This window comes from Oleiphilus sp. HI0067 (genome assembly GCF_001635735.1).
On sequence record NZ_LWFI01001222.1, the window covers coordinates 1 to 14989 of the forward strand.

Here is a 14989-nt window from a genome sequence, read left to right on the forward strand (position 1 = left end):
AAATAAACTCCTGACGCAAATAATAATTATTATCATTTATCACAATTTATTTGGATTATAAAAAATGAAAAAGACGTTTACCCTTTCAGCAATGGCACTTAGCGTTGCATTTGCTGGCTGCAGTAGCAGCGATGGAGGCGGTTCTTCCGCTCAACCTGCCTATTCTTTTGAAAGCCAGTTTGAAGCAGGCGAAAGTAGTATTTCCTATTCTGGTCAAACAGCGCGCCAAGTATTAATTTCAGATTTGAAAAGTCTAATCGCTGGCGATTTCGCTACGGCCACAGTAGCTAGCGATGTGCTGGATGAATTAAATGCTCTATATGACGCTAATTCTGGCGGTGATATTGATAACACCAATTACCTTTTGACCAAAGGCGCAGAAACGCTTAGCCCAGGCCCAACCTACGGCGACATTTCCACTGGAAAAGACCTGAAAGAAAAAATTGCTGGTGAAGACAACAGCCTACGCCACACTACTCTGCGCGGCTGGGCAACAGGTCTGGACGCAAACCCAACACCAGACGAGTTTGTTCAATACCTATTCGGTATCGTTGCAGCAAATGCTGTTGATCCAAGCGTACGCCTCAACCCTGTAGATGCGGGTGACGCACTACCTCCTTATTTGACAGTTACAGGTGTTGACCTGCAACAACTTACCAACAAGTTCTTGCTCATGTCAGTAGCGTACTCTCAAGGTACGGGTGACTATTTAAGCGATGATCTTGGTAATGGCAAAGGTATCAACGCAAGTGCAGAGCAAACCGTGAAAAGCGGTGTTCCTAAGCCTTACTCAGGGCTAGAACATGCTTGGGACGAAGCATTCGGCTACTTCGGCGCAGCACGTGACTACGACCTATACACCGACGCTGAGATCCGCAACCACAGCTCTGCAGAGGGCAACCCACGTGGTGAAGGTTACTTCGACACAAATGGCGACGGTGAAATTGACCTGCGTTCAGAAATCAACTTCGCAGCAGCAGTTAATGCCGCAAAACGCGATTTTGGTAGCTCGGATGATGCTAAAACTAATTTCACTACAGCTATCTTTGATGCCTTCGTAACAGGTCGCAGCTTGATTACTGAAAGTGGTGCTGATGTTGACCTAGTCGAACTGGAAGCGCAACGCGACATCATCGTTAACAACTGGGAAAAAGTGTACGCGGCAACAGCTGTTCACTATATCAACGACACGCTTCAAGACATGAACGATTTCGGTACGAATGATTACAGTTTCCGCAATCACGCGAAACATTGGTCAGAGTTGAAAGGTTTTGTTATGGGCCTTCAATTTAACCCGAATGCACTAATCAGTATCACAGACATTGAAACAATCAACACCAACCTAGGTGATGCACCTGTACTTTCTACTGCCGATACAACCACGATCAATAACTATCGTGCAAGCCTGATTGCTTCACGCGATATTCTCCAAGCTGCTTACAACTTTGCTGATGAGAATATGGGTGATGCAAACGGTGAAAACGGCTGGTAAGCACCTACGCAATTTCCGTTAGCCAGCACATTAAGCAGTTATACAAGCCGCTGAGCAACGGATAGCTTTACAACAAGGGTAGGATTCATTTAGAGCCTACCCTTTTGTGCGTTTAAAAACACAAACATTATCAGGTCTAACCTAGTTTCAGTTCCAGCAAGCAAACCTTAATCACTTGCTCATTGAAACCAACACATAAGAATTGAGGTACATTATGTTCAACTGGAAACGTTCTTCTGTAATTATCAGCGCCTCCGTATTTCTCCTAACAGCCTGTGGTGGTGGAGGTAGCTCAAGCTCAGATACAAACAACAACCCCACTCCGGATGCAGAATTGACTGCCCAACAACAAGCACTAACCGATATTGCGAATGCCGTGATTCCAGTTTTACAGAACAGCAACAACCAAGCACTAAGCCTAGCAAATGCTATTGATGCATATTGCGATGAAGTGGCAATTAGTTCCGCCAATGTCGCATCCACCCTAGCGACAGCTCAGAGCACTTGGCAAGCTGCGATGACTGCGTGGCAACAAGCTGAAGTCATGAACTTCGGGCCATCATTCGACGGCGGGAACAATAGTATTCGAGAGCGAATTTATAGCTGGCCGGCCAAAAGCAGTTGCTTTGTTGATGGCGCCTTAGTTGATTATGATGACGATACAGCAGGATTTGATATTAACAGCCAAACCCCTCGTCGTATCGGATTAGATGCGCTTGAATATCTACTGTATTCCAATGATCTTGACCACACGTGTTCAACAGACAGCTCAACAACAAGTCCGACAAACGGTGCGTGGAATATCAGAACAGATGCTGACCGCTCACTTGCCCGTTGTGAATATGCCAAAATCGTAGCAAACGACGTTGCAGCTCAAATCACCGCTTTGTTGGACGACTGGCAAGGTGCAGGTGACAACTATTTTCAACAATTAAGTACTGCAGGCAGCACAAGCTCTCGGTACTCTTCAGCAACAGAGGCGTTGAATGAAATATCAGACGCACTGTTCTATCTAGATACAGAAGTGAAAGATATGAAAATAGCGGAGCCTGCCGGTATCAGCGCTGACTGTGCTAGTACAAGCTGCCCTGAAACAGTTGAATCTACATACGCCAACCAATCGCTGGCAAACATCAAAGCAAATCTTCAAGGTTTTCTCGCGGTATTAAATAACGGCATGGACGATTTACTTGAAGATGCAGGCCAAGGCAATATCGCATCCACCATGACAACCGATATTAATGCGGCAATTGCAAACATCGATAATTTCGGCACTACACTCGTTGCTAGCGTGACAGGAATCAATGAGGCTGACTGCACTAACTCTACTTCAGATAACAGACTTGAAGAAGCTTGCGCACTGCATGCTGATGTTAAGAAAGTCACAGATGTTCTTAAGACTGATTTCGTCACAGCACTAACTTTAGCGATTCCTCAATCAGCAGAAGGAGATAACGACTAGACCAAAGCGCTAGCGTTGTTATTTTCTATATCGAGCGAGGTCACAATCTTCTAGGCTCACAAAGAAGATTGTGATCTCGCTTAGTTATTTTTATTACCATAGATTTTACCCTATACCTGACTATGAAAATTAAGCTGTTACACCTTGCCTTTGCGGCACCTCTAGCGTTTTGCATTAGCCCACTATCACACGCGCAATCTGAAAATGAGGCTTCACTTAGTACCGAAGAAGCAGTCGCTTCGTCTTCCATTACCAGCGTTAAACGCGAAGACATCTACATTACCGGCGGTGCGACTCAGATCAAAAAACAACCGGGTTCCGCGCATCTCATCGACCAAAATGACATCGAAAAGTTTGAATATGATGATATTAATCGTGTGTTAAGCCATATACCGGGCGTCAATATTCAAGAAGAGGAAGGCTATGGCTTAAGACCCAATATCGGTTTGCGTGGCGCACATCCGCATCGCAGCCGTAAAATCGCATTAATGGAAGATGCAGTTTTGATCGGGCCTGCGCCCTACTCAGCTCCTGCCGCATACTACTTTCCAATGTTCGCAAAGATGGAAGGTATAGAAGTATTTAAAGGCCCGTCTGCCATTAAATATGGACCTAACACTGTGGGCGGGGCGGTAAATATGGTGACACGCTCAGTTCCAGAAGAAGATGGTGGACGCCTAAATATCGCCTACGGTACAGACGCCTATTCAAAAGCGCATTTGTTCTATGGCCAGAGAACAGATACTTGGGGCTGGTTAGTCGACGGCATCAACTTACAGACTGATGGTTTTAAAGACCTAGACACTGGCAATGACACTGGCTTTAACAAAAGTGATATTACGCTGAAGGGCTTGATCAACTCAGATATTAGCGCCGATATTTATCAGCAATTGGAAGTCAAAATTCAGTACTCGGATGAAGACTCTGACTCTACCTATCTTGGTGTCACAGAAGAAGACTTTCAGGACACGCCTTATCGACGCTATGCAGCTAGTGACCGAGACCATATGGACGCCGAGCATAAGCAATTGATGCTAACGCACTATATCGAACTCGACCCTACCTTATCGTTGACGACCATTGTTTATCGCAATGAGTTTGAACGACTCTGGTCTAAGTTAAATGGTTTCGATACCAATACATCTTTATCGGAAATCTTTGCCAATCCGAATCAAGGCATTAATGTCGATTTTATTCAGGTATTACGCGGCGAAATAAACTCGTCAGATCTGGGCCCAGACGGAACGCTAATTGTTGGCAACAACGATCGTGAATATGTTTCTCAAGGCATACAGTTTTTGGCACACTGGGACCCAATGCTTCTCGGAGTCGCACATGAATTCGAGTTTGGATTCCGCCTTCATAATGACTACATCGAGCGAAATCATACGACAGACTCGTTTTTGATGACGAACGGCGAGCTCATCTCTGACGGAGCCGCGACTGTTGCAACCACAACCAACAAAGATTCCACAGACGCAATAGCAATCCATGTACAAGATAAAATCAGAATAGGCGATTGGACACTGACAGGTGGTGCCAGAGCAGAGTTTATTGATACCGTGCGAAAGGATCGTTCCAGCAGCAACGCTGATGACATATCGAATGAAGATACGGTTTTGATTCCAGGACTAGGTGCGTTCTATCAACTCACACCAGAACTGGGATTACTCGCCGGCGTATATAAAGGCTTTTCACCGGTTGGTCCCGGACAAAATGATGATATCGACCCTGAAGAAAGTATCAACTATGAAGCTGGCTTTCGTTATTACGAAGGCGCTTTCAATACGGAGCTAGTCGGATTTTATAATGATTACTCTAACATTAAAGGCGTATGCACCTTCTCTTCTGGCTGTGCCGACGCTGACATAGACAAAGAATTTAATGGTGGCGCAGCAGAGATATTAGGTGCCGAAATTACGCTGGGTTATAGCCTGCAACACAATGATCTGTCTTATCCATTTAAGTTTAACTACACCTATACTCAGGCCAAATTTGCGGAAAGCTTTGGTTCAACCAACCCAGATTGGGGCGTAGGTGATATCAAGAGCGGTGATCCACTACCATATATTCCAGAACACCAAGCGAGCTTCTCGACAGGTATCGTTGGTAAAAGCTGGCAAAATCACCTTATCGTCAAGTACGTTGGCGAGCGAAATGACACCGCAAATACGAATGTAAGTCCTAGCAACAGAACTATCGACGACTACATAGTCGTTGACTTGAAGAGCAGTTATAAAGTTTCTAAGGACCTGCATATTTATGCCAGCCTGAGAAACGCGCTAAATAAAGTCTACGTCACCTCGCTACGCCCTTTTGGCGACAGACCAGGTATTCCAAGGCAAGTTCAGGTCGGCATGAAGTATAACTTTTAACTAAACAGGCTACCGCAATTAGTTGATACCGATAAGGGTAAACATTGAGTATGTTTACCCTTTTTTGAATCCGACACTCAAACCAGATTGGCATGATAAAAGCTCAAAGAGAGTAGCGAGAAGTGAACACTACCAACGAACAGCCCTAATTGAGCATCGAAAAAATGAATCGGCTTAACTTGCAACCTCATGCTTTAACTCCCTTCAATCTTATTCCCTTTTACGGACCTTCTTGCGACAAGTTTCACGGAAGAGAATCTATATTTTCTCGCTAAAGCTTGTTGCATCGACTGCCTTTTCGATTAATGATCGTGCTGTCAAACCAATACATCAAACAAAATATCACATATAAGGATACGTTTTGATCGAGCTTTACGCTGGCGAAACTGCACGAAAAACGATTCAAGAACAAGGATTCAAACAATCGCTATTTACGTCGTTTCTGGGTGCCTCCGGAGGCCCAAAATGGTTTAGTTTATACGGCTTAGATAGATACCTTTTTGGATATTTCTTTAAAGATAGAACTCAAGAACTCAATCTCATTGGCTCCAGCGCCGGAGCCTTCCGAGCAGCTTGTTTTGCGCAAGCCAATCCAGTTGTAGCGATCGAGCGATTCGCCAGTCATTATTGCGCGACTATATATCCGGAAAAACCGAAACCACGCGACATTACTGACAAAGCAGAAATACTATTAAGAGACGTTGTTAGTGAGTCCGGCATTGATGAAATTCTTCACAACCCAGTCTTTAAAGCACACTTTATCGTCGCTAAATCTAAGGGTTTTGTGCAGTATGAAAATACGATGCTACAGGGACTTGGTCTAGCAAAGAGTTATGTTGGCAATAGAATCAACCGCAAGCATTTAAAATCTCAGTTCGAACGCTTTGTATTTCATCACCCTAATAGTGAATTCACCCTACAAGACCCCGATAACATTCCAACGCAACATGTCTCGCTTTCAGACAGTAACTTAATGCCGGCACTCTTGGCGTCGGGCTCCATACCGATGGTTATGGCAGGGATAAGAAATATACCAGGCGCCCCTTCGGGAATGTATCGAGATGGAGGAGTAATCGATTACCACTTTGACTTTGAGATTCAAAACAAAGGGCTATGCTTGTACCCACATTTCAACCCAACGCCCAAACCTGGTTGGTTTGATAAAAGCTCAAAGAGAGTTGCGAGAAGTGAACACTACGACAGAACAGTGCTCATTTGCCCATCGAAAGACTTTATTAGCGCTCTACCCTACGGAAAGATCCCGGACAGAAACGACTTCGTAGACTTAGACGTCACAACAAGACAAAAATATTGGAACACAGTTCTACAAGAAACAGAGAGAATGGCTGAGTCACTTGATTCAGCCATTAAAACTGGAGAGATCATCAAACTCATTAAACCTCTCCCTTTCTGAAGAGCACGATTTAGAGCTGACCTAAGATGACCTCAGCTCCGCTCACTTCATACTGCATAGGTTGATCGATATTCAAAGCCGTTACTACGCCATCTTCCACAATCATTGAATAGCGCTGCGAGCGAATCCCGCCAAACGCGCCTGTCTCGACACCTAAGCCAATCGCTTTAGCAAACTCTCCGTCCCCGTCAGCGAGCATCAATAGGTTTTCAGCATTAGATGAATCTCCCCATGCCTTCATCACAAATGCATCATTGACTGAAGTGCATATGATCGCATCGACACCTTTGCCCTTTAGCTCATCCGCATGCACAACATAGCTCGGCAAATGCGCTGCAGAACACGTTGGCGTAAAAGCTCCAGGCACAGCAAACAGCACAACCTTCTTACCAGAAAATAGCTCAGAACTTGTTGGATTCTGCATCCCGTCGTCGTTTAACAACTGAAATGTGTGCTCGGGAAGTTTATCTCCGACTTGAATCATATTAATCACCTTAGAATTCTTAGTTAAAATCAGCTTTTAAACTACGTTATAAACTGATAATAAGATTAATTTAAACAATTAGTATCGATTCGAGAAAACTAACCGGCTGTCAGGATAGGTGCGAAAAAACAAACGATTTGCCAAAACGACTGCAAATAAGCCGAATACGAAAAACGTCAGACTTGAACCAATCAGCGCTCCATACAAACCGAACAATTCGCTACCAACATAACACAACAATAAAGTCCCCATTGTTGCCCTCGCTAAACTCAAGCGCATTGACCAATTAGGCTTGCCGAGATTATTGAAAATACCATTTGATAAAGCGATCGCTCCAATACCCATAGATAGCGGTATTTGCACCAAGCAATAAATCATAATCATGCCTGCTGCTATGCCATCAACATCATACATATCTGCAATAGCATCATAACTAAGCATGCCTAAAACCCATATAATCAAGGTGTAACATGCGATCAAACATAGGCCAGACCTGTAGATCTGCCCCACACGCTCTGGCTGATTAGCGCCTACGTTTTGCCCCACCATTGGGCCTGCAGCTCCGGTGATCGAGAAAAACACTGAAAACAAAACTGGACCTAAACTACCAACAATGGCCATGCCCGCCATTGCCTCATCGCCATAAGCAGCAACTATCCAAACAACGATCATACTTCCCACTGGCATGAACCAATTTGAAATCAGCACCGGCATTGTAATTCGTCTTACGCCCGGAAACTCTTGTTTGACGAAGATCAAATCAATTCGTTTAAACCAACGCAACTGGTGTCCGAAGTACCAAATACCAATTCCAAAAGAGATAAAGCGTGCAACGATAGTTGCACATGCTGCCCCCTCTATTCCCCACTCAAACCATTCAATGAAGATTGGACACAATATGATATTCACAATCGTTGCAATCAAAGATATCCACATCGATGCCTTGGCCATTGCTGCAGCGCGCAGGCCAGATGCGAAAATCATGGCTAAAACACCTAATGGGGATACCAGCAAAGTTAGCTGGAGATAGCTTGTTGCGTAATCAAAAGACGCTCCCTTGGCACCGAGAATGGATAAAATAAATGGCAACCCTAATAACAAGACTGACATCACGAGCAAACCAATGAGCAATCCCATCAACACAATAGATGTAAATAACTGATGCGCTGCGTGTTCTCCCGAGCGAGTCAATTTTTGACTCACCAGCACAGAAGTAGCGACCGATAAACCGATACCAATCGCAGACATGAACAAGCCAATTGAACTAGCAAATCCCATTGCAGAAAGGACATGCACATCATTCAAACGACTTAAAAAATAGGTATCGACCAAGGACAGTAACATCCCTGCAACCATTGCAATCCACGATGCAAAAGTCATCGACAATAGCTGGCGCGCTACAGAACCAGACAGAAAAGTGTTCGATTTTTTCAAAAGTAAGATCTCTCAATAAGTCGGCCGCTATTATCGCCACATATAAAGGTTAATCAATACTTGATCTAAATCATTCGCATTTGCTTTAACTTATCTATACTCTTGGGGAAACTGACAGAACTCTAACGCATACAATGAAAATCCGATTACTCTCAATATTTTGTATCGCCACACTCGCATACACTGTATCAAGCTATGCTAGCGAACTAAGCGAGCTCCAATCGCTCGGCAAAAATCTTTTTTTTGATCAAAATTTATCAATAAACAGAAATCAATCGTGCGCAAGCTGCCACCATCCAGACAAGGCTTTTACAGATCCACGATCACTCAATGCCGCAAGCGCCGGCTCAATTGGAGCAAATAACACAAGTATCGGTGACCGAAATACTCCGAGTGCCGCCTATGCTAGCTTCACACCTGAATTTCATATAAATGACTCAGGTCAGTACATTGGCGGACTATTTTGGGACGGTCGTGCAAACAACCTAAAAGAGCAAGCGGCTGGCCCTCCCCTTAACCCTGATGAAATGGGGCTTCGTTCAGACGCTGAATTTTCACAACGCATCCGAGAAAATCAAAACTACCTTTCCGCGTTTTCGAAACTCTTCGGCGAACAAGTTGTTAAAGAAAACGGCAAGTTATTTGATGCAGCGATTACAGCAATCGCGAATTATGAAACAAGCACGGAGTTATCCCCATTTGACTCAAAATACGATCGGTATCTTCGGGGAGAATACCAAATGACGGCTGAAGAAGACTTAGGTATGACGCTCTTCTTCTCCCAGCAATTTACGAACTGCAATCAATGCCACCAACTTCATACCAGCAACATAGCCGCTCAAGAAACATTTACAGACTACACGCACCATAATATTGGTGTTCCAAGCAATATTGCGTTGAGAAAAATTAACGGCACTCCTCCACGAAGCCAAGATTTTGGCCTAGGCTCTACCGACAAAATAAATACAGAAAACCGTGCCAAGCTAAATGGGAAGTTTAAAGTCCCTACGCTTAGAAACGTTGCAATCACAGCACCATATATGCATAACGGCGTGTTTAACGAACTTGAAACAGTGGTGCGGTTTTACAACAAATACAACAGCCGTTCTTCAAAGAATCAAACCAACCCTGAAACTAATCAACGGTGGTTAGACGCCGAAGTGTCGGAAAATATCTCACTGAAGGAGCTAGAACATGGACCCGCTTTAGACACTCGACGCATAAAAGCACTTGTTGCTTTTATGAAAACCTTGACGGACAAAAAATATGAACACCTTATAAAATAGTTATTGCTAATCATTCTCATTAGCAATAACATGGCATGCACAACTAAAAATAAATCATTTTTTGGGGAAATAAATGGAACACACTAAACTTGTTAGCGCTGCAATTATCTCAGGCGCTCTACTCACTGCGTGCAGTACTGTAGATGAAGCTCCAGCGCAAAAGACAGCAACGGCTACTGACGTGGTTAGTCAATATGTAAGTATCGCTCAATCAAACTATGGCGACTCATTGAACACGGCAAAAACACTCGATACTGCAATCAAAGCTTTGCTAGACGCTCCATCTGAAGAGTCGCTTGCGGCGGCAAAATCAGCTTGGATTGAAGCGCGTGTACCTTACCAACAAACCGAAGCATATCGGTTTGGCAACGCATATGTTGATGACTGGGAAGGCAAAGTAAATGCTTGGCCACTAGACGAAGGCCTCATTGATTACGTTGACGCTAGTTATGGCACTGAATCTGATGAAAACCCATATTACGCTGCAAACATAATCGCCAATCCAAAGCTTAACGTTGGTGGCGTTGAAGTAGATGCATCATCAATCACGCCAGCGTTGCTATCAGAACAGCTTCAAGAAATTGATGAAGTTGAATCGAACGTAGCAACTGGATACCACGCCATTGAATTCCTGCTATGGGGTCAAGATCTTAATGGAACAAATCAAGGCGCGGGCGCACGTCCAGCAACAGATTTCTCACTAGAAAACTGCACTAACGGCAACTGTGACCGTCGTCGCGAGTATCTTCAAGCTGCAAGTACACTATTAATTTCTGATCTTGAAGATATTGTTGCAGCATGGACTGCAGACGGTGAAGCCACCAAACAACTTCTTGCGAAAGGTGATAATGGCGGTCTTTCTACCATGCTAACAGGTATGGGTAGTCTTAGTTATGGCGAGCTTGCCGGTGAACGTATCAAGCTTGGCCTAATGCTTCATGACCCAGAAGAAGAGCACGATTGCTTTGCAGATAACACGCATGCATCTCACTTCAACGACGCACTAGGTATTAGAAATATTTACCTTGGCTCTTACACTAAGGTAAGCGGAGAAGTTGTCGACGGCGCAAGTCTTTCAGATCTTGTCGCAGCAAAAGATGCCGAACTAGACCAAGAAATGCGCAACAAACTAGACGTTACAATGTCAGCGATGCAAGTAATGGTTGATGAAGCGAACAAAGGAAACACCTTCGATGTTTTAATTGGTGAAGGCAATGCGGAAGGGAATAAAGTAATTCAAGACGTCGTGGACGCTCTTGTGGATCAAACCAAAACTATCGAAAAAATTGTTGTGGCTCTCAATCTTGAAGAGATCGAAGTTGAAGGCTCTGACAGCTTAGACAACCCAAGCGCAGTACTTTAAAAAATTGCTCAACTATAACTAACATTCAGTTTGCCATTTTGGCGCTTCTCTCCCGGGCTTAATAGCCCGGTTTTTTTGTTTATGATTACAAGCAAACCAATAACGATTTTAGGGTTTGGCAGCCTGTTAGTTGCCTCTCTTTTTTATGTAAGCACCTTTACGTCTGCGGAACATACTTCAAAAAGCGATGATTATAATCATCATCTCCCTGCCGGCTCGTTAAGTGCTTCTAATACAGGCGCTGATACGTTCCTTCAGCCTTTCAAAGGCATCGGACTAGAAGAAGGCTTAAACTATAGAGTAGGACAAGCCTTATTCGAAAAACTATGGGTATTTGCGCCTTCAAGCACCCAAGCTAGTGATGGTCTAGGCCCTTTATACAACGCGCGATCTTGTGCCCAATGCCATGTCAAAAACGGAAGAGCAAAGCTTGATTTCTCAGAGAATCTCGTGATCAATCCGGTTGGGTTAGTGATCAGACTAAACAACCCAGAGTTCGGTCAAGACCCATTTTATGGTACGCAAATACAGCCCTTTGCTTACCCCAATGGACAGGCAGAAGCTAATTTGGAGATTCACTATTCAACTCAAATGGTGTCAGTAGCCTCAAATACATCCGTATCGCTTTTTGAACCCCGATACACTCTATCATTCCCTAGCAATCACTCTCTCCATCCAAGCACACAACAATCACCTCGAATGGCAGGTGCATTAATTGGGCTAGGGCTAATTGAATCAATTGACGACGAAGACATTCTAAAATGGGCAGACCCTAATGATACGAATAACGATGGCATTTCTGGGAGACCGAATTATGTTCCCAGCAGAGATACTAATTCATCAGAACTAGGACGTTTTGGCTGGAAGTCCGGACAAGCCACGCTTGCTCAGCAAAACGCCAATGCCCTACACACTGACATTGGAGTTGGTTCGAAGTGGTTCCCTTCTGGTTATGGAGACTGTACCGAGCAACAAACTGACTGTTTGGCGCAAGCACACGGCAATACAGAACAACAAGATGGCTACGAAGCATCAGACAAAGTCATGCAAAGTATTTTGTACTTCACTTCGATGACTAGCGTGCCCAAAAGAGTGAATTTAGACGATAAAGGAATAAAAGGTCAGCAACTATTTTCCGATATTGGCTGCGCGGACTGTCACCGACCAAGTTATACTCTTGATTCAAAAATCCAAGCGCTGCCGGTTAACGAAACCATATGGCCATACTCAGACTTCTTGTTGCATGATATGGGCGAGAAGTTAGCAGATGGCTTTATAGAGCATCAAGCAAACGGCTCTGAATGGCGTACACCCCCACTTTGGGGCCTGGCATACCAAAAGCAAGTCAACCAGCAGTTACGACTATTGCACGATGGTCGAGCAAGAACCGTAACAGAAGCTATTTTATGGCATGGCGGAGAAGCTAGAAAAAGTAAAACGCAATTCGTCAATTTATCTCAGTCTGATCAGAACCACCTGATCCAGTTTGTGGAGTCACTCTAGATGACCAGTCTTTTTATGCGACATAAATCCTTTTTATTAGGGTGCTTATTTTTTACGTCTTGCTCACTCGCCAACGCCGATTGGAACTCATTCAATTCAGACGTTGTAAACACACAGATTATTCCCGGTTATGAAAGACTACAATCAAGCGCATCAAGTCTAAATAAAGCCAGAGTGAAATTCTGTAGAAACAAAAAAGACACTCAAGCATATAGTAGTTTCAAAAACAGCTATGCTGAGTTTGGGGTTGCTTGGCAAGCTGTCCAACATATTCGTTTTGGTCCCATTTCATATGCAAAACGCGATGTAAGTATTCAGTTTTGGCCTGACAAAAAAGGCTATTCAGGAAAACGTATTCACGAATTCAAAAAAAATACAGATATAGCTCTTAGTGAGCAAGAGTTCCCGACTAGCCGATTTAGTATTGGGGCCTTAAATGTACTAGAGCGTATCCTATATTCAAAAGAGCCAATTGGTAACAGATCGTGCGAACTACTCGCGCTACATACACAAAATCTTCTCCGTATCAGCAGTGAGCTTGCTGTTGAATGGAAAGAGTCAATGCGCAAACAATTTGAGGATCCAAGACAACTAGACGGTTTCTTTGAAGATGAGATCGATGCTGCAACAGCGCTACTGAAAGGAGCCGCTGAAAACCTCGAAGTTATTAGCGCTTTGAAATTGCTACGACCGATGGGCAGCTCCGCAAAAAAAGCAAAATTTCAACGTCTCGAAGCTTGGAGAAGTGGCCTTTCTCTCCCCTTCATCACTGAGAATTTAGACGTTAGCATTGCCATGATCGAAACGCTGCAAAAAAACATACCTAACGCAGAGTTATCATCAACCACTTCTATTTTAGAAAGTGCGAAAAACCGTCTAATGAGCATAAACCTACCTTTAGCAAAGGCGATAAAAAGTAACGAACAGTACAGAGAGCTAAAAGACATTGCGCAGGACTTAATTCATGCTCATTCGGAGTTAGAAAACACGCTGACCAAGATGGGCATTCATTTAGGCTTCAATAGTCGCGATGGTGATTAATGCGCCGCAGACAATTTTTAATAGACGGGTTGACGCTTTGCACAGGCCTTATTGCACTGCCTTCAGTATCTTCGGCATTCGATACAAAACAAAACGATGCAATCTTAAGTGCTATAAAAATAGGAGATCGCTTCGCACTCTGTAAGTTAGAGAACAACAGCCCCCCACAACTACTTGAGCTTCCAGGACGGGCGCATCAAGTCCTGTTTAATCCCAATAAATCAATGGTAGTGGCGGTCGCGAGACGACCTCAAACTTATCTCACTATCGCTGACGCATACTCACTCGAAAAATTAGTCCAAATAGAATCACCGAAGAACACCCATTTTTTCGGTCATGCTTGCTTTAGTCGTGACGGCAATTTGCTTTTTACAACTGAACAAAACTTCGAAACAGGGGAAGGTTTAATCGGAATTAGAGACGTGAGAGACGAGTTCCGACTTCTGCAGCATCACGCCTCACATGGAATTGGGCCACATGAACTCGCTACGCTACACAAGCTGGACTACCTAGTTGTTGCCAATGGAGGTATTCGCACCCACCCAAACACAGGGAGAAAAAAACTAAACATAGACTCAATGCACCCTAACCTCTCGTATATCGATGTTGCATCCGGCGAGTTGATAGAACAAAGGTCTCTTTCTAGAAAACACCATCAGCTTAGTATTCGACATATCGACGTAAACAAGCAGGACGTCGTTGTATTTGGTTCTCAACAACAGGGAAGAATTCATACTCAGGGTTCTTGTATCGGGAAAACTCAATTAGGTGAAGAGTTAAGGCTAGCTACTCAACTGCCAGACAAACAAGCAAATACGAGCAATTATGTCGGAAGTATTCGATTTGAGAGTTCTGGTCGTTACTTTGCTGCAAGCGATCCAAGAGCAGGTCTGATATCGTTCTGGGACAGCGAAACAATGACCTTAGTCAATCAACTAAGATCACACGATGTTTGTGGAATTAGCCCCTCAAATCTTGCATTTGTTACCAGCAGCGGAGCAGGGAAAATAAATGGCTACAGTTTGAACCAAAGTACGGGCAAATTTGTAAAACAATGGAGTGAACTTATTCAAGACAAAGGGAGTCTTATTTCGTTCGATAATCATTTAAGTTAAGCTTTTTTTAGTATTTACAG

11 protein-coding genes are annotated in these 14989 nt (G+C 43.9%); 9 read left to right on the forward strand and 2 right to left on the reverse strand.

The features are described 5' to 3' along the window. Positions 1-64: 64 nt before the first annotated feature. The 4 genes from A3739_RS18300 (at position 65) to A3739_RS18315 (ending at position 6743) form a co-directional block, all read left to right on the forward strand. The gene (locus A3739_RS18300; RefSeq protein WP_082878488.1) at positions 65-1492 is read left to right on the forward strand and encodes a DUF4856 domain-containing protein; all 1428 of its coding nucleotides are present in this window, start codon (positions 65-67) and stop codon (positions 1490-1492) included. 214 nt (positions 1493-1706) lie between these two features. After that, positions 1707-2954: an imelysin family protein gene (locus tag A3739_RS18305; protein ID WP_068476939.1), complete on the forward strand. Its 1248-nt coding sequence runs from the start codon at positions 1707-1709 to the stop codon at positions 2952-2954. 122 nt (positions 2955-3076) lie between these two features. Beyond that, a complete protein-coding gene (locus A3739_RS18310) occupies positions 3077-5329 on the forward strand; it encodes a TonB-dependent receptor domain-containing protein (RefSeq protein WP_082868904.1) in 2253 nt (750 codons plus the stop codon). Between the two features lie 361 nt (positions 5330-5690). Next, the gene (locus A3739_RS18315) at positions 5691-6743 is read left to right on the forward strand and encodes a hypothetical protein (RefSeq protein WP_068476941.1); all 1053 of its coding nucleotides are present in this window, start codon (positions 5691-5693) and stop codon (positions 6741-6743) included. Positions 6744-6753: 10 nt separating this feature from the next. Here the strand turns inward: A3739_RS18315 and A3739_RS18320 are convergent, their stop codons facing one another. Together A3739_RS18320 and A3739_RS18325 are read right to left on the reverse strand one after the other, a co-directional pair. Continuing rightward, the gene (locus A3739_RS18320; RefSeq protein WP_068476942.1) at positions 6754-7227 is read right to left on the reverse strand and encodes a peroxiredoxin; all 474 of its coding nucleotides are present in this window, start codon (positions 7225-7227) and stop codon (positions 6754-6756) included. A gap of 78 nt (positions 7228-7305) precedes the next feature. Beyond that, on the reverse strand, positions 7306-8661 hold the full coding sequence (locus A3739_RS18325) for an MATE family efflux transporter (protein WP_068476944.1): 1356 nt from the start codon (positions 8659-8661) through the stop codon (positions 7306-7308). A 134-nt stretch (positions 8662-8795) separates the two neighbouring features. On the opposite strand from A3739_RS18325, the gene A3739_RS18330 reads away from it, so the two are divergent. The 5 genes from A3739_RS18330 to A3739_RS18350 all read left to right on the forward strand — a co-directional run bounded on the left by A3739_RS18330 (position 8796) and on the right by A3739_RS18350 (position 14969). Next, positions 8796-9947, forward strand: coding sequence for a cytochrome-c peroxidase (locus tag A3739_RS18330; protein ID WP_068476946.1), 1152 nt, complete (start codon positions 8796-8798; stop codon positions 9945-9947). A gap of 73 nt (positions 9948-10020) precedes the next feature. Beyond that, positions 10021-11310: an imelysin family protein gene (locus tag A3739_RS18335; RefSeq protein WP_068476948.1), complete on the forward strand. Its 1290-nt coding sequence runs from the start codon at positions 10021-10023 to the stop codon at positions 11308-11310. Positions 11311-11391: 81 nt separating this feature from the next. Further along, a complete protein-coding gene (locus tag A3739_RS18340) occupies positions 11392-12813 on the forward strand; it encodes a di-heme oxidoredictase family protein (RefSeq protein ID WP_068476950.1) in 1422 nt (473 codons plus the stop codon). Next, positions 12814-13854: an imelysin family protein gene (locus A3739_RS18345; RefSeq protein ID WP_068476951.1), complete on the forward strand. Its 1041-nt coding sequence runs from the start codon at positions 12814-12816 to the stop codon at positions 13852-13854. Then, a complete protein-coding gene (locus A3739_RS18350) occupies positions 13854-14969 on the forward strand; it encodes a DUF1513 domain-containing protein (RefSeq protein WP_068476953.1) in 1116 nt (371 codons plus the stop codon). Before A3739_RS18345 ends, A3739_RS18350 begins: the two co-directional genes overlap by 1 nt. Positions 14970-14989: the final 20 nt, after the last annotated feature.